The organism is Paraliobacillus sediminis (assembly GCF_003426055.1).
Map to the genome: position 1 here is coordinate 410121 of NZ_QJSI01000002.1, position 24470 is coordinate 434590.

Genomic DNA, 24470 nt, shown 5'->3' on the forward strand with positions numbered 1-24470 from the left:
TGAATATAATGATGCAGCAACGAGACCCTTCGTTGCTGTTTTTTGTTTTTTTATCGTACATTATGATGAGATACCCTCTATTCATCCTTGTGAACAATAGGTTTAACCAGAACAAAATTTTATGAATAGAGGTGGAGACCATGCAATTTGGTCGACTATTAACAGCGATGGTAACACCGTTTGATCAAAGCGGAAATATTGATTATGTAAAGACAGAGAAATTAATTTATCATCTACTTTCAAATGGAACAGATGGTTTAGTTATTACGGGAACAACTGGAGAATCTCCAACCTTATCAAAAGAAGAAAAACTTTCTTTTATCCAATTTGTGGTTAAACATGTTAATAAAAGAGTTCCAGTGATAGCAGGTACTGGATCAAATAACACACGTGAATCTATTGCTCTGACTAAACAAGCAGAAACAATTGGTGTAGACGGGGTAATGCTTGTAACACCATATTATAATAAACCCTCACAGGAAGGAATGTATCAACATTTTCTTGCGATAGCAAATGCTACTAAATTACCTGTGATGTTATACAATATACCCGGTCGTAGTGTTGTTGGTCTAACGACAGAAACGGTTATACGATTATCAGAAATTGAAAATATAACTTCTATTAAAGAAGCTAGTGGCGATTTAGAAACAATGACAACGATAATTAGAGAAACACCTGATTCATTTGTTTTATACAGTGGAGATGACGGTTTGACATTACCTGTTTTAGCAATTGGCGGTTATGGTATTGTATCTGTTTCCTCTCATATAATTGGTAATGAAATGAAAGCTATGATTGCGCATCATACAAATGGAGAAACGCAACAAGCAGCAGAAATGCATCAAAATATTTTACCAATTATGAAGGCACTCTTTATAGCGCCAAATCCAACTGCAGTAAAAGAAGCACTTACTATGATCGGAGTTACTGTCGGTTCTGTTCGTCTACCATTAATCCCATTAAATCAAGAAGAAAGACATCAATTGGAACACGCACTATACTTCATGAAAAAAGCAAATGTAGGTTAATAACATAATAAACGCCAGATCCACTTATAGCGGATTTGGCGTTTATTTTTATTCATCTATTTTTCTTAAACTAATTTTACTATCATCTTGGACAATTTTTGCTTCTTTCATTAATTTCCCTAATGCGCGTTTAAATGCAGCTTTACTAATATCAAATTTCTCTTTAATTGCTTCGGGATCACTTTTATCAGTAAATGGCAATTCGCCATCATTATCTTTCAAAAGATTAAGTATCATTTGGGCATCTGTAATACGCGCTTCTTTCCTTTTAGGTAGCATTGATACATTAAGGGTTCCATCCTCTTTTACAGCGATGACACGTCCTTTTACCCATTCACCAAGACGAGGTTCCACTTTGCGTTCCGTATGATGAATAAAGCCACGATAACTCTCTTCCGTTATGATAACCGCTCCCTCTCTATCTGTGCGAAATACTCTTCCAGAAATCGCTTTATTTCGCAAATCTTCTGGAGCACGGTCCCAATTGTTACCAAAGTCAAATTCCGAAACTGGATTGGCCAACAGCCTACCCTTTTTATCATTTGATAACACAACGTATAATTCATCGCCAACTTGTGGCCAAACAGATTGAAAAAGTGGTAAGTCGTCTTTGGATACTAATGTATGTTTCGTTGTACCGATATCAACAAATACACCTAAGTTCGGGACAACTTCTGTAACTTCCGCCCAATCAAATACATCCGGACCAACCGAAGGAATCGTAGTTGTTCCGATTAAAATCCCTTTCTTATCGTGATATAAAAACACCTCAACCGTATCAGCTACTTCTAGCGTATTTTCAACTTCATTTGCATGCACTAATATTTCTTCTGTTCCATCAGTTAGTACATAACCCGTTTCGATCTTTCTTGCAATTTCTAATTCAATAACTTGTCCTGCTTTTAATAATCCCATTCTTTGCCCTCTTCCTTAAATAAATTCCTCTTTCATATTATAACCGATCATGATCTTTGGTAAAATAGATTTAATCGAACAATTAGGAAAAGGTGATAATAAATGAAAATATATGTAGATGCTGATGCTTGTCCTGTTAAAGATATAATTATAAAAGAAGCACAAAAACACGCTATTGAAGTTTTCTTAGTCAAAAGCTATGCCCATTTCTCTACTCAAGATGATCCAAAGGGTGTAACTTCAGTATATGTAGATTCGGAAAAGGAAGCCGCTGATTACCGTATTATGTCGATGATTGCAGCAAATGACATGTTAATAACACAAGATTACGGACTAGCATCGCTTGCATTAGAAAAAAATACTACAGTTATCCATCATAAAGGTTTCCTTTATTCTTTAGAGAATATAGACTTTTTACTAGAAACCCGCTATCAAAGTGCACAAGCCCGTAAAAGTGGCCATCGAACAAAAGGCCCAAAAGCATTTAGTAATGAAGACAGAAATAAATTTCACGCCTTATTTAAGGAACTTCTAAATTAAAAACAGAGCAACTCGACCTCTTTATGTCGAGTTGCTCTATTAGTTACTCATTTTTATATGAATAATCCAATTAGACAGCACTATAAGAATTAAATTGTATCCAATGCATCTGTTATTGCTTGCTCACCGCTAACGAGATCAAATGATTTATTTTTTAAATTTGTTTTATCTAATGCGGTAATAATCGTAGCTGCTACGTCTTCACGTGGCACAGAACCAGGTTCTATCGTGTTATCGCCTACTTTAACTTTTCCTGTACCTGCATCGTTTAACAAGCCACCAGGTCGAATAATCGTATAGTCAAGCTTACTAAATTTCAAGAATTCATCTGCATAATGTTTTGCAACATAATATGGTTTCATGCCTTCTGCTGCATTGAACATTTCGCGATTATTTGCTTGAAATGCACTAATCATTATATACTTTTTAATTCCCGCTTTTTCAGCTGCTTCTACTGTTTTAATTGCTCCATCAAGATCAATTGTTAATGTTTTATCAGGACCAGTTTTTGCACCAGAACCAGCTGTAAACACAACTGCATCTGCGCCTTTAATTGCTTCAACTATTGAATCAACACTATCTTCTAGGTTAGCTAATTTACTTATAACACCTTGCTTTTCAAAACTTTCTTGCTGCTCTTTTTTGCGAACGATAGCAATAGCCTCATGATTTTTATCATCTTGTAATTTTTTTATCGTATGTTGCCCTATTTGTCCATTTGCTCCTATAATTGCTACTTTCATTTAACTCATCCTTTCTTATTGATCAAATAAATTCATACTTAAGTAACGTTCACCTGTATCTGGTGCAATACAGACTACTTTTTTACCTTTTCCTAGACGCTTTGCCACATCAATTGCCGCAAAAACAGCTGCTGCTCCTGATGGACCTATAAATATGCCTTCCCTTGTGCCCATTTGTTTAAACATGGAAATGGCATCTTTGTCTTCTATTGCCATGATTTCATCATAAATAGCAGTGTTCAATATTTCAGGGATAAATCCCGGGCTAGTACCAACAAGCTTATGCTTCCCTGGTTTTCCTCCAGAAAGAACAGGTGATCCTTTTGGCTCTACGACAGTAATATGTATATTCGGCAGTAATTCCTTTAATCCTTCACCAGTTCCAGTAATTGTTCCGCCAGTGCCAGCTGTTGCTACAAAAGCATCTAAATCTCCACTCATTTGACGATAGATTTCTGGAGCGGTTGTTTTTCGATGTATGTCAGGATTCGCAGCATTTTCAAACTGTTGTGGCATAAAACTGTTTGGCGTTTCAGCTTGTAATTCTTTTGCCTTTTTAATAGCGCCTGGCATCTTCTCGTCACTAGGTGTTAAAACAACTTTTGCACCATATGCTTTTAAAATATTAATTCGTTCCTTCGTCATATTATCTGGCATTACTAAAATAGCTTTGTAACCTTTAGCTGCAGCTGTCATCGCTAGTCCTATTCCAGTATTTCCACTAGTTGGTTCTATAATTGTTGCTCCAGCTTGGATCTTTCCTTCTTCCTCTGCAACTTTAATCATATTATATGCGGCACGGTCTTTGACACTTTTTGAAGGATTAAACATTTCTAGTTTTACATAGACATCTGCTGCTCCTTCAGGAACAACTCGATTTAATTTTACAATTGGCGTATTACCAATTAATTCAGTCATATTGTCAACAACACGCATTCTTTTCAAGCCCTTTCTTATAAGGAATCTTAGTTTTATATAATATTAATCTTACCTATTTACTAAGGTATTATATCAATCTAAACATATTATAGCCAATAATTGAATTTATAATGTAAGACTCTTTTCGTAAATATACTTCAACAACAATCTTTTAAAAAGAGCTAAAAAAAATTAGTTAACCTTAATATGATAAGGCTAACTAATCGAATTAATTCTACTGCAAATTCACACAACTAATTGAATCATTTCGTCCATTCGTTTGTATTCTTCCATACAGCTTTTTTTTAAGAGTATTTTTTCATTATAATCTAGAAATGAAGCATCAATAGCATTCATTGTTAATTGATTAAGTTCTATAATTGAAAAATTAAAATGTTCCATTAAAACTGCAAATTCTTTTGATAAAGTTGTATTCGATACTGTAATATTATCTGTGTGGACCGTAACCTTTACACCCTGATCAAAATAATCTCTAATTGGATACGTTTCCCAGCTATTAGCAGCTTTGGTCTGTATATTACTTATCGGACACATTTCTAATGGTATTTGTTGTTTAATAATTTTTTTTAACAATTTTTCATCATCTTTTAAACGAACACCATGTCCAATCCGACTTGCGCCTAGATTTAAAATGGCTTCTTTTATATTCTCAGCGCCAGATGCTTCACCTGCATGAATTGTAACAGGCAATTCATATTGGTTAGCTAACGCAAATACTTCTCTAAACAAATGGGTTGGGTATGCTGATTCATCACCAGCTAAGTCCACACCAACAAGCCCCTTCCCTAAAAATTCTCCTGCAGTACGTATAACCTCTTTATTCACGTCTGTAGGGTGATGACGCATGCAACAGGCAATTGCTCTAGCTTTCACACGATAGGTTAACTCACCCTTTGTTAAGCCTTTAATAACCGACTCTATTACTTCTGAAACACTTAATCCTTTAGCGCGATGTAATTGTGGCCCAAATCGCACTTCAATATACTTGTAATTTTGTTCCTTTGCACGTGCGACTAATTCATATGCAACACGTTCCAATGCTTCTTTCGTATGAAGAACTTTTGCAACAAGATTAAATTTATTTAAATACTCGGATAAATCCGAACAATCTTCATCTACTTCAAGATAGGGTTTTAATTCAGTAAGTGTAGTTTTGGGCAAAGTGACTTGTTGTTTCTTAGCTAATTCCAGGACAGTTTGTTGATTTACACTACCATCTAAATGGACATGCAAATCAACTTTAGGTAACCCTTTTATAATGCGCTTCGTTTCTTCTGTAATCATTATACCCTCTCCTTTTATTAATATATTACTCCTATACTAATAAAAGTGACACGTAATTACTACTCTTTCGTTAGGTATCCTTACGCAGTTATTTCTGACTTTGTTAGATAGTTTAACTTACTTAACGTATAAATTAAAATAAAACAAGCAGTTTCCTGCCTGTTTTATTCTCAAATTAATAAATGGAATAAATCTTCATCTTTATTAATTTCAATATAAGAAAAGCCTTTCTGTTCCATTCTATCTATCAGTGGGTAATAATCACTTCGGTCTTTTAATTCCACACCTACTAATACGGGACCCTTATCACGGTTATTCTTTTTTGTATATTCAAAGCGGGTAATGTCATCTGTCTCACCAAGAACTTCACCTAAGAATTCTCTTAAAGCACCTGCACGTTGTGGGAAATTAACAATGAAGTAATGCTTATATCCTTCATAGATTAGAGATCTTTCTTTAATATCTTGCATCCTATCTATGTCATTATTCCCACCACTTATAATACAAACGACATTCTTCCCTTTAATCTCATCCTTATAATCATCTAAAGCTGCGACCGGCATAGCGCCAGCAGGCTCTGCGACAATAGCATTATCATTATAGAGGTTTAACAGTGTTGTACATACTTTGCCTTCTGGGACGATCGCTATATCATCGATTACTTCTTTCGCAATTTCAAATGTTATGTTGCCAACTTGTTGTACACTAGCTCCATCAACAAATTTATCAACTTTGTCTAAGCGTACTACCTTATTTTGCTTAAGCGATGTTTGCATCGATGGTGCACCAGCTGGTTCAACTCCTATAATCTTCGTATTAGGACTAATACTCTTAACATAAGAACCTACTCCTGAAATTAATCCACCACCACCAACAGACATAAACATATGTGAAATTGGTTCTTGCATATTATCCAGTATTTCTAATCCAAGCGTGCCCTGCCCTGCAATTGTTCGGTAATCATCAAATGGGTGGATAAATGACATATTATGTTCGTCACAATACGCTTTAGCTTCCTTATAAGCATCATCAAAAGTATCACCGACAAGGATAGTTTCAACATAAGAGTTACCAAAAAATCCGACACGTTTTACCTTTTGTCTCGGAGTTGTTGTAGGCATAAATATTTTCCCTTTTACACCTAGTGCTTTACAGGAATAGGCTACCCCTTGCGCGTGGTTACCAGCACTTGCACAAACAACGCCATTCTTTAACTCCTCTTTTGTCAGGCCTTGCATTAGATTGTAGGCACCTCTAATTTTAAAAGATCGCACCTCTTGTAAATCTTCTCGTTTTAAGTAGACATTACATTCGTACTTTTCGGAAAGGATCGCATCCTTTTGTAATGGTGTATTTCGAACTACATCTTTTAACATTTTCTGTGCAATGAGGATATCTTTTATTTGAACTGCATTAACTTCTGTACTCATAATTAGTAGGATCCTTTCTGAAAAATAGTTAAGTTAATACGTCAAAGTAGAATGACATATAAACCAAATTCACTTTTTATTTGTTATGGATTAGAAAAGACAACTATTCCCTTTCTATAGCTGCCTTTTTCTAGTTATTATCCTAATGTTTCTGTTAATTGTGGCACTATTTGTTTCTTGCGAGATACGACACCTTTTAATAAGGCTTGGTTATTTTCTAATGTAACACCGAATGCCTTCTCGACGCTATTTACCATTTTACCTAATGATAGAATGACAGAATCATTATTAAGTATGTCCGTAATAACAAACACAAATAGGTCAAGATCTTTTTCACTTATTGTTTTATTAATAACCGCTTCCAGTTCTTGTTGTTTTACTAATACTTCTGTGATATCTACTGTATTAACTTGAGCTACTTCTACTTTATAAGAACCCATTTCAAATTCTTTTGCATCAAGTGTAATTAACTCTTTAATAGACTTTTGACTTAAATCTGCTCCAGCTTTAAGCATTTCTAATCCATATGTATCCAAATCTACATCTGCAATAGCAGCAAGTTCTTGTGCAGCTTCGATATCTTCACTTGTACATGTTGGTGATTTAAACAGTAAAGAGTCAGAAATAATTGCTGACACCATCAATCCGGCTATTTCTTTTGGAATTTCGACATGCTTTTCTTTATATATTTTATTTAAAATAGTAGCGGTACAGCCAACTGGCTCAGCACGATAATATACAGGATCGCTCGTTTGGAAATTTGCGATACGGTGATGATCAATTACTTCTTTTACTTGTACATCTTCAATATCATCTGCACTTTGTTGACGTTCATTGTGGTCAACTAGTATAACAGAATCAACTTCGTTAGCAACTGTAACGACCTGTCTTGGAGCTTCTACTTTAAAATGATCTAAAGCATATTGCGTTTCGTTATTAATTGTACCTAAACGTACAGCTTCTACATCTTCACCTAGTTGTTTTTTTAAATACGCATATGCAATTGCTGCTGTAATTGTGTCAGTATCTGGACTTTTATGTCCGAAAATTAAAGATTTGGTCATTTTATTACACTCCTTATCGTATTAAATCCTAATCGTTATATAAATTCATAATCTATTGTAACGCAAAATAAATAATCTTTCACGTATAATCATTAATCATTTAATTTGTCCATCACCGTATAAATTATATTTCGTTGATGTTAATGCTTTTAATCCCATTGGTCCGCGCGCATGTAGTTTTTGGGTGCTAATTCCTATCTCTGCACCAAAACCAAATTCAAAGCCATCGGTAAAACGTGTTGAAGCATTATGGTAAACACATGCTGCATCAATTTGATTCATAAATTTCACAACATGATTACTATTTTCTGTAATAATCGATTCTGAATGTTTCGTGCTGTAACGATTTATATGTTCGATCGCTTCATCTACACTTGTTACTGTCTTTATCGCAACAATTTTATCCGAAAATTCTGTTTCCCAATCTTCTTCAGTTGCTAACGGCAATTCAAGACGTGCTTCTATTATTTTAGCATCAACCCGCATCTCCACATCATGATCATAAAGTGCATTGATTAATAAATCGCCATGTTCTTTAAACCAATTCTCATGTACGAGTATCGTTTCAATAGCATTACAAACAGAAGGACGCTGTGTTTTTCCGTTAATTGCTATTTGCACACTCATTTTTGGATCAGCAGTCTCATCAATAAATAAATGACAATTACCGGCACCTGTTTCAAGTACAGGTACAGAAGATTTATTTATAACTGTATCAATTAATTTCTTACTACCCCTTGGAATTAAAACATCCAGATACTCATTTAAACGAAACATTTTTTCAGCTGTTTCACGACTTGTGTCTTCAATTAATTGTACTGCATGTATTGGTAAGTCTGATTTATTTAAAGCGGTTTGAATAACGGATACAAGTGCCTTATTAGAATGGATCGCAGAAGAACTACCCCTTAATAACACCGCATTACCTGTTTTGATACATAAACTTGCAGCATCAACAGTGACATTTGGTCTAGCTTCATAAATAATACCAATAACACCTATTGGAACTGAAACTTTTTTAATTTGGAGACCATTTGGACGTTCCCAATCCTCTAAAATAGTTCCGATTGGATCCTCTAATATAACTATTTGCTCTAGTGCGTGAGACATTTCCTCAATGCGGTCCTTGTCTAATCGCAAACGGTCTATAAGTGATTCTGTTACACCATTATTCACGGAAGCTTCAATATCTCGTTTGTTTTCAGTTATTATAAATTCCTGTTGTTCAATTAGTTCTTTCGCTATCAATTGTAATGCCGTGTTTTTTTCTTCTGTTGTTGCACTTGCTAATGTAAGACAAGTCTCTTTTGCTTGTTTTGCAACTTCAATTAAATCAAACATTTTTATACCCCCTGTAAAGTTAATACTAATTTATCGCGATGAATCACTTCTGGACGCTTTCTGTTCGTTATTTCCATTGCTTCTGTACTTCCCATTCCTTTTGCTTTAATAAGATCCTCTGAAGAATAACTGACTTGGCCCTTTGCAATCACGTTATTCTGATAAATTATTTCAACCACTTCTCCGGATTCGAAGCTATTGATCACTTTTTTTATTCCAACGGGTAATAGACTTTTCCCTTTTGATAAAATTGCTTGTTGTGCACCTTTATCGATTTCTATTTGTCCCGAAATATTGGAATGGAATGCAATCCATTGTTTTTGTTTGCGTATATGATGTGTTTGGTGATTTCCGATATATGTTCCATCACCATTTCCTGCTAAGATTTCCAAAAATTTTTCTTTTCCTTCTCCGAGACCAACAAATGCATCAACACCTAATGAAAGAGACGTTTGTGCTGCTAGTAGTTTTGATTTCATGCCTCCTGTACCTAGTTTAGAACTAGATGTTTGACTCGTCTGTTTGATCAAATCATCTGAAATGAAATCAAGGTAATGATATTTTTTGGCCGATAAATCTTGATTCGGGTTTGCATCATAAATGCCATTAATATCAGTAAGTAGAATTAAATAGTCTGCATTAACCAAACCGCTAACTAGCGCAGATAACATATCATTATCGCCAAAGGTCAATTCATCAATTGCAACGGAATCATTCTCATTAATTATTGGAATGACCGATCGTTTTAATAACTCTGTGATCGTTTGATATACATTGCTGAATTGTTCTTGATTTACAAATACATCTCTCGTTAATAATAACTGAGCACAAACCATGTCATACCTTTTAAAAGCGTCATTATACGCTTCAATTAACAATCCTTGACCCACTGCTGCCGCTGCTTGTTTCCCAGACACAGTAACCGGTTTACTTGAATAACCTAAATTCCCAAAACCAGCAGAAACTGCACCAGAAGAAATAAGTACAACTTCTATACCTGCTTGAATTAAGCGAGCAATAGCATCAGCATGACCATTTAGTTTCAAAAGGCTTAATCTACCGTCTTTTTCAGTTAACGAACTACTCCCTATTTTAACAACTACTCTTTTATTTGCCATTATTAGTCGCCTTCTCTGTATAAAATAAAAAACACTTTCCATCCATTACATTTTTATTGTAAAGGACGAAAAGAGTTTTCCGCGGTACCACCTTATATTGACAAGTTTTACACTTGCCCATCTCAGCCTATAACGCTAGGTGGCGGTTAAGTTATTTGCTTAACAACTCCAAGGTAGGTTCAATAGCATCAATTATGCAGGGATCTTTCAGCCGATGAATCCCATTCTCTTATCCTATGATAGCTATTTACTGATCCTCTTCTTCGTCTTCCGAATTATCTAATTACATCATATTATGCTTTAGTGAAATAAAAATGTCAACTAATTTTGTCAGAAAAATCAGTTGATTTTCAAAATGCCTGACTAATCAACTGAAATGACTTTAAACGTGTTGCATAACTAGTTGTATGTGTACTGATCATAATTTCATCAGCTTGATAATTTTTTCCAATCGTCTCTAATTGTATTTTTACTTGTTTTGGTGTACCGTAAATGACTTTTTCTTTTGCTTGGTGCACTAATTCTTGCTTTACTGAACTTAACTGTTGGAATCTTTCTTCAACGTTATCAAGTGACTTATTTTCGTTTTCTTTATATAATGTGCTCTCTATTTGTCTTACACAATGAGAAAATGCTTCTCGTGCTGCCTCTTCTTCACTTTCTAAACAAATAGCTTGGACAGTCACTAGCGTATAAGGATTTTTAGCTTGCTTCTTTTTAATGAAATTAGATTTATAGTTTTTTGTTATATCTGGACCCTTATTTTCACTCATAAATGCACCAAAAGCATACTTAACACCTAAATTAGCAGCTAATTTAGCACTCTTATCACTTGTACCCAACAACCAAATTTCAGGTGGGAGCTCTGGCAATGGCATTGGTATTATTGAATGAAACATGTGATCAACAGGAAAATCTTGTTGGAGAAAGTGGATTAATTCTTCTATATTATCAGGTGTCTGTTTCACATTTTCTAAATAATTCCCTGATAATGCTATAGATGCTTGAGCAGATCCACCTGGTGCCCGTCCAATTCCTAAATCAATTCGATCTGGAAATAAGGTTGCCAAAGTATTAAAAGTTTCTGCAACTTTTAATGGTTTGTAATGCGGGAGCAATATTGCTCCCGCACCTAAACGTATCTTCTCTGTTCTGCTACCAATATAACTTAATATAACCTCAGGGGTAGAACTAGCTAGGGTATCCATGCCATGATGTTCTGTTAGCCAAAAACGGTGGTAACCACACGATTCTGCAAGTTGAGCTAATTTTACTGATTCAATAATAGCTTGAGTAGATGTTACCTGTTCAAGAAGTGGTGATTGATCTAAAATACTTAATTTCATCTGATAGGCCTCCTTCTATCAAGAAAAAAACACCCGTGTGGGTGTTTTAATCGTTTAACGTGCTAATCCAATTAAACGGATCTTCTTCTCTTCCATATTGTATACCTGTTAATGTATCATATAAACGTTTAGAAACCTCGCCTGTTTTACCATTGTTTATCTTTAGACTCTCACCTTGCCAAGCTAATTCACCAACTGGTGAAATAACAGCTGCCGTACCGGCTCCAAAAGCTTCTTCTAATGTGCCAGCTTGATAAGCTTGATAGATTTGATCCATTGAAATTTTACGTTCAGATACGGGGATATTCCAATGTTTTAACAACTGCAGAACAGAATTTCTTGTTACACCTTCTAATATACTGCCATTTAATGCTGGTGTAACAACTTCACCGCCAATTTTAAAAAATACATTCATACTACCAACTTCTTCAATGTAATTTTTCTCTAGACCGTCTAACCAAAGCACTTGTGCATAGCCTTTACTCGCAACAATTTCTTGTGCTTTTAAGCTAGAAGCATAATTACCTGCTGTTTTCGCCTCACCTGTTCCACCTTTTACAGCACGAACAAACTCACTTTCTACTGCAATTTTAATTGGGTTAATACCTTCTTTATAATAAGCACCTACTGGTGATAAAATAATTATCAGTTTATATGTTTTTGATGGTGCAACTCCTAAATATGGTTCTGTTGAAATAACAAAAGGACGAATATACAACGATGTACCTGGTGCGTTTGGCACCCAATCTTTTTCAAAACTTACTAATTGTTTAATTGCATGTAGCATTAACTCTTTATCAATCGTTGGAATGCACATACGTTCATTCGATCTGTTTAATCGTTCCATGTTCTTCTCTGGTCTAAATAAGTTAACCTCACCTTGGTCTGTTAAATAGGCTTTAAGTCCTTCAAATACTGTTTGACCATAATGAAATACCATTGATGCTGGATCAAGTGAAATTGGTTGATAGGGTACAATTCTTGGATCGTACCACCCTTGTCCTTCTTTATAATCCACAATAAACATATGATCAGTAAATACATTGCCAAATTCTAATTGATCAGATACTGGTTTGTCTTTATGTGATGTAGTTTCAGTAATAGATATCGATTGTTGTGTCATATTTCTTGTCCCCCTGCAGTATATATTCTAGATCTAATAGTATAAACTCTATTTTATTACTAAATGATCAATTTAGACAACCTATTTGTATTAAAAATATTCAAACTATTTTCTAAACTAAAAAAATAAGCTCATTTGATAGGTAATATGATATGATCATATCACCATCCTTCTACCGATTAAATAAGTAAAGAGGTGAATATATGCGTGAAGTAATCACGTGGTTAGCCGAATTAGTGAATGCTGCCCACGATATTTTAATTGTTCTTTTTCAGGAACTAGGTTTTTCATTAACAGATAAGCAGTTACATTTTTGGATTATTGGCGTAATTGGAATTTTTGCTTACTTTTTTGTTTATTTCTTTTTTAAAATTTTAGCCGAATTCAAATGGAGTACATCCATTTTTGCCTTTGTTTATACATTTACGCTAATGATCGTGCTTGTTTTTGCAATAGAAATACAACAAGCTATCACAAATAGAGGGAATATGGAATTTGCTGATGCTGTTATAGGCCTATGGGGTTTCTTGGTATTCTTCTTTGTCTATGCATGCCTAGCTATCGTTGCGTATCTGATAACGAAATGGTATAAAAAAAGAAAAAGAGATTAATAGATAAACAGTGTTGCTTTTCAATAGTCAGACTTGAGAGAAATTCTGTCGTAAGTGGTTTACAACTCTAGACACGCTACGGTAGCAAATGGTCTCCTTTTCCGTGGGCACAACCTCAGCTATCTATAGAAGCGAAGAGCACTTCTATAGAGGATCTTCGGTTTGTGCTGTTCCCACTGGAGTGTCAACCATTTGCTACCTTCGCTGGATAGCGTATCTCTGTTTTAAACAGGTGACAATATCACTTTTTATTGAATCTAAAGCGTATTCTAGTTACGCTTTAATTACAAATAATAGTGCATTTTACACAATTTCTATTCACGGACTAAAACTAGCGGATCAAGCGAAATGGGCGACATCCTCGAAAATAATAATATTTTCTTCGTGCGATGTTTCGCTGTCGTAGCATTCCTTGTCCTGTAGGAACAGCACGTGCCTACGGAAAGGGAGACCATTTTGCTTGAGAAGCGAGTCGAAAGTTCTATTATATGCCCATTTATATAAAGATCGTTACGACAGAGTCTATGGTAATTTAACTTAATCAACAATCTTTTAATAAATCGCTATATGAAATGATTTACTGTTTGGTTTATTATTCTTTTAAGCATAACAGTCTCAAGAAATTAACAATAAAAAAGATCACTGTGGTACCTTTTATAAGGCATCACAGTGATCTTTTATTCTTATACTGCCAATACAGTTGGTAAGCTTGTCGCTCCCATTAAATAATTGTCTACTGCATAAGCAACTTCACGACCTTCATTGATTGCCCAAACAATTAAACTTGGTCCTCTTCTAGAATCTCCAGCAGCAAATATACCTGCTACATTTGTCTCAAATTCACCATAAGTAGCAGCGATTTTGTTTCTGCTAGTCTCAATGCCAAATTGCTTTAATAATGGCTGTTCTGGGCCTTCAAAACCAATTGCAATGACAACTAATTCCGCTGGCCAAACTTTTTCAGTACCTGGATTTTCTTGGTAAACAAACATCCCGTTTTCATCTCTTGTTTTAACCATTTCTACTGTATGCAATTCTTTTAATTGTCCATTTTCATCAGTAACAGCTTTCTTTGTTTGAATAGAGTATTCACGAATATCTTTACCAAATGCTTCTTTAGCCTCTTTGTGTGCATATTCTAAACTGAAAACCTGTGGATACTCTGGCCACATATTGTCTGATGTGCGTTTTAATGGTAAAGCTGGATTAATACCGAATTGTGCAATTGATTTCGCGCCTTGGCGCAATGCAGTTGCTACACAGTCAGCACCTGTATCACCGCCACCAATAACAATCACATCTTTACCATCTGCATTTAAAGTATCTGGAAGTATGGTTGTATCATCCAATACTTTTTTAGTAGCAGTAGTTAGATAATCCATTGCAACATGAATACCCTTGGATTCACGTCCTTCAACAACAAGATCACGAGGCTTTTGTGCACCCGTACAAACTATAACAGAATCAAATTGTTCTTTTAATTCATCGGCAGTTATATCTTTACCGACTTCTGTATTCAAAACAATTTCTACCCCTTCTTGTTCTAGTAATCTAATTCTTCTTGTTACAACGTCTTTTTCAAGCTTCATATTTGGAATACCGTACATTAGTAATCCACCAGCACGATCAGCGCGTTCATACATCGTAACAGAATGACCAGCTTGGTTTAATTGATCAGCTGCTGCCATTCCTGCCGGTCCTGAACCTATAATCGCAACTGTTTTACCTGTACGTTCTTCAGGAATACGTGGTTTAATCCAACCCTTTTCAAAACCTTTATCAATAATAGCCTGCTCGATATTTTTGATTGCAATTGCTGGTTCTGAAATAGCAACTGTACAAGAACCCTCACATGGGGCTGGGCAAACGCGCCCAGTAAATTCAGGGAAATTATTTGTTTTAAGTAAGCGGTCTAATGCATCTTTCCACTTTCCTTTATACACTAAATCATTCCACTCAGGTATTAAATTATAAACCGGACAACCGGATGTAGCATTACCAACTTCCATGCCGATATGACAGAAAGGTGTGCCACAATCCATACATCTTTCCCCTTGTCTTTCAGCGACCTCATCAGTGAAAGGAGCAGAATACTCTTTCCAATCCTTAACACGTTCTACAGGATCACGATCAACTGCTTCTTCCCGTTCTATTTCCATAAAACCTGTTGCTTTACCCATATTCATATCTCCTTTCTACTGTACGATCATTTTTTTGCGTTCGTCATTTAAAACAATACGATTTTCTTTTTTAGCCAGAAAAGCACTCATCTTAGCATCTTCAGCTGATTCGCCTGATTCTACATAAGATTGTATAGTTTGTAGCATTAACTTGTAATCTTTCGGAATTACTTTTATGAATTTCTTCACACTATTTTCCCAATCATCTAATACTTCTTTTGCTCGACTGCTGTTTGTGTAGACATATTGATCATTAATAATCGTTCTTAGGTTATTAATCTCTTCTTCTGATTTTAGTGTTTCAAATTCTATTAATTCCATATTACTTAATTGCTCGAATTTTTCTTTATCATCAGCTAGTACATAAGCAATACCACCAGACATACCTGCACCGAAGTTTTTACCTACTTCACCTAAGATAACAACTTTACCACCTGTCATATATTCACAACCGTGGTCACCAATACCTTCAACTACAATTGTTGCGCCACTGTTACGAACAGCAAAACGTTCACCAGCATAGCCATTTATATAAGCTTCACCACTTGTTGCACCATAAAAACAGACATTACCTGCAATTACATTTTGACTTGGTTCGATACTAGACTCTTTAGGTACACGCACCGTAATTTTCCCGCCGGATAATCCTTTACCAACATAGTCATTGGCATCACCAGTTAAGTGCAGTGTCATTCCTTTTGGTACAAATGCACCAAAGCTTTGACCAGCGGAACCTGTAAAGTTAAGCGTTATCGTGTCGTCAGGTAAACCTTCTTCCCCATACATTTTAGAAATCTCACTACCAACTATTGTTCCAGCTACTCGATTAATGTTTTTAATAGGGAACGAAACATTAACTTTCTCGCCTGTATCTATAGCTGATTGAACAGCTGGTAGAATATGCGTTATATCTAATGATTTATCAATCTTGTGGTCTTGTTGTGATTTATTATAACGAGCACTACCAGTATTTTTAGGTTGATAAAGCATTCTAGATAAGTCTAGGTATTTTGCTTTCCAATGCGTATTTGCTCGTTCACTTATCTCTAGGACGTCTGTACGACCAATCATTTCATTGATTGTTTTAAATCCAAGTGTTGCCATGATCTCGCGCACTTCTTCAGCGATGAATCGCATGAAATTTACCACATGATCAGGATCACCAGCAAATTTTTTCCGTAATTCTGGATTCTGTGTTGCAACACCAACTGGGCAAGTATCCATATGACAAACACGCATCATAACACAGCCTAATACGACTAAAGGTCCGGTAGCAAAGCCATATTCCTCTGCACCAAGTAACGCTGCCATTACGACATCTTTACCGGTTAATAATTTACCGTCGGTTTCTAGAATTATACGCTCGCGTAAACCATTTAACATCAACGTTTGATGCGCTTCTGCTAAACCAATCTCCCAAGGTAAACCAGCATGCTTGATACTCGTTTTCGGAGACGCACCAGTACCACCATCATAGCCAACTACTGATATAACATCGGCACTTCCTTTTGCTACACCAGCAGCGATTGTACCAACACCAGCACGAGATACAAGTTTCACACTAATACGCGCATCACGATTCCCATTTTTTAAATCATGAATTAATTGTGCTAAATCTTCAATAGAATAAATATCATGGTGTGGTGGAGGTGAGATTAAATCAACACCAGGTGTAGAACCACGTACATTCGCAACCCATGGGTAAACTTTCTTACCAGGTAATTGTCCACCTTCTCCAGGTTTTGCACCTTGTGCCATTTTAATTTGTAATTCATCTGCATTCACCATATAGTGACTTTTTGCGCCAAAACGACCTGAAGCGATTTGTTTTATTGCACTTCGACGGAAGTCTCCGTTTTCGTCAACAATATAACGATTAGCATCCTCGCCACCTTCTCCACTATTACTCTTACCGCCTAAGCGATTCATGGCAATAGCTAATGACTCATGTGCTTCTTGGCTAATAGAACCAAATGACATAGCACCCGTTTTAAAACGTTTTACAATCGTGTCCACGGACTCAACTTCATCTATCGATATAGAATTTTCAGTCTTAAAGGTAAGCAAATTACGTAAGAAACCTAAACGCTCTTCGTCTGCTGACTTAGAGAATTCCTTGAACAATTGATAATCTCCACGTCTTGTTGCCCATTGCAGTTTATGAATCGTTGTTGGATTATAAGCATGGTGTTCACCCGTTTGTCTCCACTGAAAATCACTTCCTGGCTCTAATGTATCATCTACTGACTTACTATAGCCGTCTTGATGACGCATCTTCGCTTCTTCAGCAATTATATCTAAACCGATTCCATCAATTTGCGATGCAGTTCCAGTGAAGTATCGATCAATTACCTTATTACTAATACCTAGTGCTTCAAAAATCTGTGCTCCCCGATAACTTTGAACAGTAGATATGCCCATTTTAGACATAACTTTAATAACGCCTTCAGTTACGTTATTAATATAACCACCGACTGCATCTTCGTACGTAACAGCTAGATTATCATTAGCAATTTCATTTCGGTATGTTTCATATGCTAAATAAGGCGTAATTGCGTCAACACCATATCCAATTAAGGCAGCAAAATGATGCACTTCTCTTGTTTCACCAGATTCAACTAGTAAACTCATTTTCGTTCTACTACCTTGTCTAACTAAATGTTGATGTAAGCCACTTGCCGCTAGTAAAATAGGAATCGCTATCTGTTTTTCATCCATATTTCGATCGGATAAAATCAATAGTTTTACGCCATTTTTAATAGCCAGATCTGCTTTAGCGAAAATAGCTTCTAATCCAGCTTGCAAATCATCCGTAAATAAGGAGTCAATAACCTGACTCTTAAAATCTGGATATACATTGTTTTTAAACTGTGTTAACTGGCTATTAGATAATATAGGTGTCTCCAATTGAATTCGATGACTATTTACTTCTGTTGGCTCTAGTATGTTTCCTTCAGGTCCTAATAAAGTCATCGTTGATGTTACAATTTGCTCACGATAAGCATCAATTGGTGGATTTGTAACCTGTGCAAATAACTGTTTAAAATAATTAAAAAGTGACTGTGCACGATTAGAAAGGACAGCAAGTGGTGTATCTGTACCCATTGCTCCAATTGGGTCTTTTCCTTCTGTGATAATTGGTAGTAAATACTTTTCAATATCTTCTGTTGTGTAACCAAAAGCTTTCTGTCGCGTAGTTAAAAGATCAATTGGTTTATCATCATTCTCAACCAATTCACCGCTTAATGTAACAAGATTATCATCTAACCATTTTTGATATGGCTGTTCTCTTACTATTTCATTTTTTATTTCTTCGTCTGCGATAATTCGTCCTTGTTCTAAATCAATTAGAAGCATTTTTCCAGGACTTAGTCTATCTTTATATAGAACGTTTTCTTCGGGGATATCAATTACGCCAACTTCTGATGAATAAACAATATAATCATCTTTCGTTACATAATAACGCGCCGGTCTTAAACCATTACGGTCTAAAATCGCACCAATTTGTTTCCCATTAGTAAATGTGACCGAAGTTGGGCCATCCCACTGTTCCATTAAACAACTATGATATTCATAGAAAGCACGCTTATCAGCAGGCATGTGCGGATTTTTCTTCCAAGGTTCTGGTATTAGCATCATTGCTGCATGTGCTGGTTTTCTTCCAGCGAGCGTGAAAAACTCTAATGCATTATCTAATACAGAAGAATCACTTCCTTCTGCATTTAATATCGGTAATAGTTTATCTAAATCATCACCGAATGCTTCAGAAACAAATTGTTGTTCACGTGCGCGCATCCAGTTCATATTGCCGCGCATTGTATTGATTTCACCATTGTGAATTAAATAGCGGTTTGGATGTGCGCGTTCCCAACTTGGAAATGTGTTTGTACTAAAACGGGAGTGTACAAGTGAAAATGCAGATACAAAATCTTCATCTTGTAACTCTAAATAAAATTGATCTACCTGACTAGGTGTAAGAAGACCTTTATAAACAATTGTTCTATTTGAAAGACTCGCAAAATAAAATTGGTATGCTTGTTCTGTTGCCCAATTTTCTGCTTGTTTACGAATAATAAATAATTTACGTTCAAAAGCTAAATCATCAGTAATTTCCTCATTTGCACCTATAAAAACTTGTCTTACAATAGGTGCTGTATCTTGTGCATTTATTCCAATTTTGCTAACATCTGTAGGGGCACTTCTCCACCCCAATAATCTTTGTCCTTCTTGTGCAATCAATTCATTGATTTTCATTTCAATTCGTTCTCTTTCTTGATCATCTTTAGAGAAGAATACCATCCCAACACCATAACGACCTTCTTCAGGTAATGTAAAGTCACAAACCTTTCGAAAATAATTATCTGGTATTTGAACCATTAATCCAGCGCCATCTCCTGTATCCGGATCACTACCTTGGCCACCTCGGTGGTCCAATTGGCATAACATTTGCAATCCTTTTTGGACAATCTCATGTGTACGCATTCCCTTAATATGCGCATACAACCCAATTCCACATGCGTCATGTTCAAACCCAGGACGATATAAACCTTGTGCTTCAGGTATTTTACTATAACTCATATCATTCGCCCCCATTTACGATTTCTTTTAAAGTGTCTATTTCTATTGTATGTTTATTTATTGATCTAAACAATATATAATATAGATGGGAACGATCTAATCTTGATATATATATATTAGGGGGATATCAATGGAACTACGTCAATTACGTTATTTTATGGAAGTTGCCGAAAGAGAGCACGTGTCTGATGCGGCACTCCACTTACACATTGCTCAATCTGCAATAAGTAGACAAATCGCTAATTTGGAAGCTGAATTGGGAGTGCAACTATTTGAAAGAACAGGTCGTAATGTCAAACTTACGCCTATTGGAAAAACATTTTTTTACCACACTAAAGTCGCGATGAAAGCAATTGATCACGCCAAGAAGCAGGTCGATGAATATATTGATCCTGAACGTGGATCCATTAAAATTGGATTTCCAACAAGTTTAGCCAGTAATTTATTACCAAATGTACTAGCGGTATTCAAGAAAAAATACCCGAATATATCTTTTCACCTTCGTCAAGGTTCTTATAGTTTTCTAATCGAATCAGTTAAAAGCAGAGAGATTGATGTAGCTTTCCTTGGACCAGTACCTATTGATGATCCTGATATTATAGGAGATATTTTATTTTCTGAGGATTTATATGCCTTAGTTCCGAATGATCATCCCATGGCTAATCGAAAAAGTATCTACTTAGCAGAATTAAAACAAGATCCATTTGTTTTATTTCCAAAAGGATATATCTTCGAGAAATTAGCAATGGACGGGTGTAAACAAGCTGGTTTTGAACCACATGTAACTTCAGAAGGAGAAGATCTTGATGCTATTAAAGGCCTTGTTGCTGCTGGTATGGGTATTACACTCCTACCGGAAAGTGCATTTAGTGAAGTGAACACAACATTTACATCTAAAATTGCAATAAGTAATCCGCAATTATGCAGAACAGTTGGAATTATAACACCAAAGCATCGTAATCTTGCTCCTTCTGAAACAGTATTTTATCAATTTGTTCTAAACCATTTTAGAAACTTAGATTAAAGATTGTATGGAGCCATTATCTTTTTGTATGAGAATGTTTCGCTTTTTGTTCCAATTGTGATTTTGGTTCTTGATCTGCTTTATCTTCTGAATAGCCTTGCGGATTTAAACCTGAATGCATCTCATTATTTCCTTTTTGCTTTGTTGGTCGTTTCAAATAATCACCTCCATACTATTATTTTGCTTATAAATGAAATTGTTATACTTTTTGATGGACATTCTCATTTAAATCAGCTAGATTTAAAGCACAGATGATTTTTTTGGGGGGGAATTAGAATGACAGATAGACGAGAAATTGCAACTTTTGCTGGAGGATGTTTCTGGTGTATGGTTAAGCCTTTTGATCAATGGGACGGTGTACATCAAGTCATTTCAGGCTATACTGGAGGATCACTAGTAAACCCTAGTTACGAGGATGTTAAAGGTGGAGAAACAGGTCACTATGAAGCGGTTCAAATAACCTATGATCCAACACTGGTTGATTACCAACAAATTGTTGATCTATATTGGCCACAAATTGATCCAACAGATCCAGACGGACAATTTCATGATCGCGGACCACAATATCGAACGGCAATATTTTATCATAATAGTGAACAAGAAAGAATTGCAGCAACTTCAAAACAAGCATTAGCTAATAGTGGTAAATTTAAAAAAGCAATTGCAACTGAAATTTTACCTGCTAAGCGCTTTTACGCTGCAGAAAATTATCATCAAGATTTTTATAAAGAGAATGAAAATGAATACCTTGAAGATCGTGCCAAATCTGGACGCGACAATTTTATCGAAGAAAACTGGAAATAATACAAATATTGAGGCTGCAACAAGTATTAGCTTGTTGCAGCCTCTTATTCATTTATATTCAAGAACATGTGTTAATCCTATATATTAATCTTCTCTTTTTGTATATCCTCTAGGATTTGTATGATCTTTTTGTTTTGTTTAGATTGTTCACTTTGGTTCCTAATAATTGTACCTAAACCTATGATGATAAATAATAATAGTATACTTATCATTAAATCACTCCTTATTAACTGTTGAAAAGTTGTTTAAATTGCTTGAATCATCTCTACTCGGTTACCAAATGGATCTCGAAATTCAAAACGGTCATAGCCAGGAAGTGGGATAGATTCAGAAATATTAATACTGTTTTCATTTAATACGTTTCTCCAATATGAAAGATCTTCTACTTGATATGCTAAATGGGCTTTTGTTGTTAATCGATCAAAACCATCTTCTGTTCCTACATGTACCTCAAGATTTCCAACTTGCAACCAAAATCCACCTCTACCTTTTAACGACTCTGGTTTTTTAATTTCTTTTAACCCTAATAAATCACAATAGAAATGCTTTCCTAACTCTTCAGCATTTTTTGGAATAGTAATTTGTACATGATTTAACCCAATAATCATTTCTTATTTCCCCCTTATTAGCATTAGGTTATTACTTATATTGTATTTAATGGTAGCGTATCATTTATATATTAAAAAAGCATCTATTGCTGTTTTAGAAAACTGTTACTGATGACATCAGCCCCACATATAAACTAAATATTGCAAGGCCACTCATTAACAAAGTGCTGATTACTTTCTCTTGGATCCAAAAGACGAAAAGCGTCGAAAAGAGAAAAACAACTGATAAAAAAATAAAGAAAATACTTATGAAATCAGGAGAAAATAGTACAGTATCCCCTATATTAACTGATGCAAATGTACGAAAAAGGATAGAACTATCACCACTGTTGACCATTTTCTCTATATCAAGTGGCGGCTCTTGTTCACTCATAAAACCAGTTACAGAGAATATAAGTAAAATGATCGCACTCTCAGCCCGCCACCAACGTTTAGGTGAGAAATTTGTTGATTTTTTTATCTTCTTATTTATCAGAACAGCATTAATAAAAACAAACAGCAATAAAGCTACATATAGTAAATGCTTGATTAGCAATGCTTGACCATAAGGAATACGCCATGATGATACCAACGTTCCTTCTGTTAATGAAAAGCTCATAAATAGCCCAGTAAACGTGACAAATACGAGACATATTAAAGCCATAATTGAAAACCAATTAACAAACGACTTCCAATGTGTATCGTCATTCGCAAACCAACTAACAACGAATAAGGTTCCTGCCCAAAAACAAACGGCGAGTAAATGAATGGTATGTGATAAAGCACCAGGATAGCTTGCCATACTAGCTGCATGACCAACAACACTTTGCGTTAAGACTATGCCTAACATTAGAAATAAACCAATAACTGGATAAATAACTATATGTTTTCTGATTGCCAAAATAAAAAGGTGGAAAATTGAAAGGAGCAACAAAATGAACCATGCTCTCCCTATCTCTATTTCTTTTATCACATAAATAAAACTAGTAAAGCCGTTATCTACTCTATATTTACTAATCGTGTTTACCAAATCAATAATAGGAATAACTGCAAGTATAGGTATTGCACTAGTTACACCTATCAATATACGTTTCTTAACTTTTATATACATTCTCATTTCTTCAGGTAATAAAGATAGGAGATGCGTGCCAATCAAAATGGAAAAGCAAACATATAAAAGTCCGTTTGTTATTGCATAAATCATTTTTTCTTCCTATTTACTAAGAATACGATTGCAGCAATCGCGATTAAAATGACAGCAATAACTGGCATAAGCCATCCGTTTTGCTCGTCCTGTTCACTAGCAGTTTCTGTTGCTTCTACTTTAGGAGCTTGCTCTGTTTCTTCTACTATTTCACTTTCTTCCGCTTCACCTTCTGTGTCTTCAGCGTTTTCTTTCTCAGAAGATTGTGTTTCATCCACTGAACTTGATTCCTTGTCTACTTGCTCATATGTAAATACGAGATTATTTTCTATTACATGCCCATCTTCTCCAATAATGCTGTAAAAAAATTCGATCTCTCCCTCTTCAAGATTTGCTGGTAATGTTACTTCTATTATATTTTCTGGAGAATGATTGATTTCTTCAATAGTTGTTACCACATCATTTTTATCTGTTACAGAAATTGTATTTATTTCTTGTATTGGTGAGTCAAATGTTAACGTAATTACTGGATTATCAGAAGAAACTACTTCTCCAGTTGCTGGTTCTGAACTGTCCAAATGCGTGTGAGCGCTTGCTTGGACAGGAAATAACAATAAAACAAGTATTAATAAACTTATGTAGTGTTTCATATTACACCCCTAATATATTTT

The 24470-nt window shown here is 35.3% G+C and carries 21 protein-coding genes and 1 other annotated feature; of the genes, 5 read left to right on the forward strand and 16 right to left on the reverse strand.

The genetic code is table 11. The annotated features are described in order from the left end of the window. Positions 1-140 precede the first annotated feature (140 nt). Positions 141-1028 carry a 4-hydroxy-tetrahydrodipicolinate synthase gene (gene dapA / locus D2K60_RS08150; protein WP_117169512.1) on the forward strand — a complete coding sequence of 296 codons (888 nt, stop codon included), beginning with the start codon at positions 141-143 and terminating at the stop codon, positions 1026-1028. A gap of 48 nt (positions 1029-1076) precedes the next feature. On the opposite strand, the gene D2K60_RS08155 is transcribed toward dapA, so the two are convergent. Further along, complete coding sequence (locus D2K60_RS08155; protein WP_117169513.1) at positions 1077-1943, reverse strand: CvfB family protein; 867 nt, start codon at positions 1941-1943, stop codon at positions 1077-1079. A 102-nt stretch (positions 1944-2045) separates the two neighbouring features. Between D2K60_RS08155 and D2K60_RS08160 the strand changes: the two genes are divergently transcribed. After that, the gene (locus D2K60_RS08160) at positions 2046-2483 is read left to right on the forward strand and encodes a YaiI/YqxD family protein (RefSeq protein ID WP_117169514.1); all 438 of its coding nucleotides are present in this window, start codon (positions 2046-2048) and stop codon (positions 2481-2483) included. Between the two features lie 89 nt (positions 2484-2572). Here D2K60_RS08160 and D2K60_RS08165 read toward each other — a convergent pair whose 3' ends face one another. From D2K60_RS08165 to D2K60_RS08205, 9 genes are all read right to left on the reverse strand, one after another. Further along, on the reverse strand, positions 2573-3226 hold the full coding sequence (locus tag D2K60_RS08165) for an SDR family oxidoreductase (protein ID WP_117169515.1): 654 nt from the start codon (positions 3224-3226) through the stop codon (positions 2573-2575). A gap of 15 nt (positions 3227-3241) precedes the next feature. Continuing rightward, positions 3242-4162 carry a cysteine synthase A gene (cysK, locus tag D2K60_RS08170; protein WP_117169516.1) on the reverse strand — a complete coding sequence of 307 codons (921 nt, stop codon included), beginning with the start codon at positions 4160-4162 and terminating at the stop codon, positions 3242-3244. A gap of 228 nt (positions 4163-4390) precedes the next feature. Then, on the reverse strand, positions 4391-5449 hold the full coding sequence (add, locus tag D2K60_RS08175) for an adenosine deaminase (RefSeq protein ID WP_117169517.1): 1059 nt from the start codon (positions 5447-5449) through the stop codon (positions 4391-4393). Positions 5450-5619: 170 nt separating this feature from the next. Further along, on the reverse strand, positions 5620-6879 hold the full coding sequence (ilvA, locus tag D2K60_RS08180; protein WP_117169518.1) for a threonine ammonia-lyase IlvA: 1260 nt from the start codon (positions 6877-6879) through the stop codon (positions 5620-5622). A gap of 137 nt (positions 6880-7016) precedes the next feature. Further along, the gene (locus D2K60_RS08185) at positions 7017-7943 is read right to left on the reverse strand and encodes a manganese-dependent inorganic pyrophosphatase (RefSeq protein ID WP_117169519.1); all 927 of its coding nucleotides are present in this window, start codon (positions 7941-7943) and stop codon (positions 7017-7019) included. A 96-nt stretch (positions 7944-8039) separates the two neighbouring features. Beyond that, complete coding sequence (locus D2K60_RS08190) at positions 8040-9284, reverse strand: glutamate-5-semialdehyde dehydrogenase (protein ID WP_117169520.1); 1245 nt, start codon at positions 9282-9284, stop codon at positions 8040-8042. Positions 9285-9286: 2 nt separating this feature from the next. Further along, positions 9287-10402: a glutamate 5-kinase gene (gene proB / locus D2K60_RS08195; protein ID WP_117169521.1), complete on the reverse strand. Its 1116-nt coding sequence runs from the start codon at positions 10400-10402 to the stop codon at positions 9287-9289. Positions 10403-10460: 58 nt separating this feature from the next. Next, positions 10461-10675, reverse strand: a binding site (T-box leader). A gap of 77 nt (positions 10676-10752) precedes the next feature. Further along, the gene (locus D2K60_RS08200) at positions 10753-11748 is read right to left on the reverse strand and encodes an MsnO8 family LLM class oxidoreductase (RefSeq protein ID WP_117169522.1); all 996 of its coding nucleotides are present in this window, start codon (positions 11746-11748) and stop codon (positions 10753-10755) included. A 46-nt stretch (positions 11749-11794) separates the two neighbouring features. Continuing rightward, positions 11795-12871, reverse strand: coding sequence for a branched-chain amino acid aminotransferase (locus D2K60_RS08205; RefSeq protein ID WP_117169523.1), 1077 nt, complete (start codon positions 12869-12871; stop codon positions 11795-11797). 203 nt (positions 12872-13074) lie between these two features. Between D2K60_RS08205 and D2K60_RS08210 the strand changes: the two genes are divergently transcribed. Beyond that, the gene (locus D2K60_RS08210; protein ID WP_117169524.1) at positions 13075-13482 is read left to right on the forward strand and encodes a hypothetical protein; all 408 of its coding nucleotides are present in this window, start codon (positions 13075-13077) and stop codon (positions 13480-13482) included. Between the two features lie 683 nt (positions 13483-14165). On the opposite strand, the gene D2K60_RS08215 is transcribed toward D2K60_RS08210, so the two are convergent. Both D2K60_RS08215 and gltB read right to left on the reverse strand, forming a co-directional pair. Further along, complete coding sequence (locus tag D2K60_RS08215) at positions 14166-15662, reverse strand: glutamate synthase subunit beta (RefSeq protein ID WP_117169525.1); 1497 nt, start codon at positions 15660-15662, stop codon at positions 14166-14168. Positions 15663-15677: 15 nt separating this feature from the next. Beyond that, entirely contained in the window at positions 15678-20240 is a 4563-nt protein-coding gene (gene gltB / locus D2K60_RS08220) for a glutamate synthase large subunit (protein WP_117169526.1), read from the reverse strand. Between the two features lie 130 nt (positions 20241-20370). On the opposite strand from gltB, the gene gltC reads away from it, so the two are divergent. Continuing rightward, a complete protein-coding gene (gene gltC / locus D2K60_RS08225) occupies positions 20371-21264 on the forward strand; it encodes a glutamate biosynthesis transcriptional regulator GltC (protein ID WP_117169527.1) in 894 nt (297 codons plus the stop codon). Positions 21265-21280: 16 nt separating this feature from the next. Here gltC and D2K60_RS08230 read toward each other — a convergent pair whose 3' ends face one another. Further along, positions 21281-21421 carry a small, acid-soluble spore protein L gene (locus D2K60_RS08230; protein ID WP_420818813.1) on the reverse strand — a complete coding sequence of 47 codons (141 nt, stop codon included), beginning with the start codon at positions 21419-21421 and terminating at the stop codon, positions 21281-21283. A gap of 119 nt (positions 21422-21540) precedes the next feature. On the opposite strand from D2K60_RS08230, the gene msrA reads away from it, so the two are divergent. Then, positions 21541-22068 (forward strand): peptide-methionine (S)-S-oxide reductase MsrA, encoded by a 528-nt coding sequence (msrA, locus tag D2K60_RS08235; RefSeq protein ID WP_117169528.1) that lies wholly within the window; start codon positions 21541-21543, stop codon positions 22066-22068. Between the two features lie 245 nt (positions 22069-22313). Here msrA and D2K60_RS08240 read toward each other — a convergent pair whose 3' ends face one another. From D2K60_RS08240 to D2K60_RS08250, 3 genes are all read right to left on the reverse strand, one after another. Further along, positions 22314-22676 (reverse strand): VOC family protein, encoded by a 363-nt coding sequence (locus D2K60_RS08240; RefSeq protein WP_117169529.1) that lies wholly within the window; start codon positions 22674-22676, stop codon positions 22314-22316. 94 nt (positions 22677-22770) lie between these two features. Further along, complete coding sequence (locus D2K60_RS08245; protein WP_117169530.1) at positions 22771-23859, reverse strand: copper resistance D family protein; 1089 nt, start codon at positions 23857-23859, stop codon at positions 22771-22773. Further along, entirely contained in the window at positions 23856-24449 is a 594-nt protein-coding gene (locus tag D2K60_RS08250) for a copper resistance CopC family protein (protein ID WP_117169531.1), read from the reverse strand. The genes D2K60_RS08245 and D2K60_RS08250 overlap by 4 nt, the downstream gene beginning before the upstream one ends. Between the last annotated feature and the right edge of the window lie 21 nt (positions 24450-24470).

Coding starts and splice junctions, on each gene's coding strand:
- D2K60_RS08245 (WP_117169530.1), bottom strand. CDS start 23,859: ATGATTTATGCAATAACAAACGGACTTTTATATGTTTGCTTTTCCATT.
- add (WP_117169517.1), bottom strand. CDS start 5,449: ATGATTACAGAAGAAACGAAGCGCATTATAAAAGGGTTACCTAAAGTT.
- D2K60_RS08165 (WP_117169515.1), bottom strand. CDS start 3,226: ATGAAAGTAGCAATTATAGGAGCAAATGGACAAATAGGGCAACATACG.
- D2K60_RS08215 (WP_117169525.1), bottom strand. CDS start 15,662: ATGGGTAAAGCAACAGGTTTTATGGAAATAGAACGGGAAGAAGCAGTT.
- D2K60_RS08190 (WP_117169520.1), bottom strand. CDS start 9,284: ATGTTTGATTTAATTGAAGTTGCAAAACAAGCAAAAGAGACTTGTCTT.
- D2K60_RS08240 (WP_117169529.1), bottom strand. CDS start 22,676: ATGATTATTGGGTTAAATCATGTACAAATTACTATTCCAAAAAATGCT.
- D2K60_RS08205 (WP_117169523.1), bottom strand. CDS start 12,871: ATGACACAACAATCGATATCTATTACTGAAACTACATCACATAAAGAC.
- D2K60_RS08185 (WP_117169519.1), bottom strand. CDS start 7,943: ATGACCAAATCTTTAATTTTCGGACATAAAAGTCCAGATACTGACACA.
- gltB (WP_117169526.1), bottom strand. CDS start 20,240: ATGAGTTATAGTAAAATACCTGAAGCACAAGGTTTATATCGTCCTGGG.
- D2K60_RS08210 (WP_117169524.1), top strand. CDS start 13,075: ATGCGTGAAGTAATCACGTGGTTAGCCGAATTAGTGAATGCTGCCCAC.
- D2K60_RS08250 (WP_117169531.1), bottom strand. CDS start 24,449: ATGAAACACTACATAAGTTTATTAATACTTGTTTTATTGTTATTTCCT.
- D2K60_RS08155 (WP_117169513.1), bottom strand. CDS start 1,943: ATGGGATTATTAAAAGCAGGACAAGTTATTGAATTAGAAATTGCAAGA.
- D2K60_RS08160 (WP_117169514.1), top strand. CDS start 2,046: ATGAAAATATATGTAGATGCTGATGCTTGTCCTGTTAAAGATATAATT.
- cysK (WP_117169516.1), bottom strand. CDS start 4,162: ATGCGTGTTGTTGACAATATGACTGAATTAATTGGTAATACGCCAATT.
- msrA (WP_117169528.1), top strand. CDS start 21,541: ATGACAGATAGACGAGAAATTGCAACTTTTGCTGGAGGATGTTTCTGG.
- ilvA (WP_117169518.1), bottom strand. CDS start 6,879: ATGAGTACAGAAGTTAATGCAGTTCAAATAAAAGATATCCTCATTGCA.
- gltC (WP_117169527.1), top strand. CDS start 20,371: ATGGAACTACGTCAATTACGTTATTTTATGGAAGTTGCCGAAAGAGAG.
- dapA (WP_117169512.1), top strand. CDS start 141: ATGCAATTTGGTCGACTATTAACAGCGATGGTAACACCGTTTGATCAA.
- proB (WP_117169521.1), bottom strand. CDS start 10,402: ATGGCAAATAAAAGAGTAGTTGTTAAAATAGGGAGTAGTTCGTTAACT.
- D2K60_RS08200 (WP_117169522.1), bottom strand. CDS start 11,748: ATGAAATTAAGTATTTTAGATCAATCACCACTTCTTGAACAGGTAACA.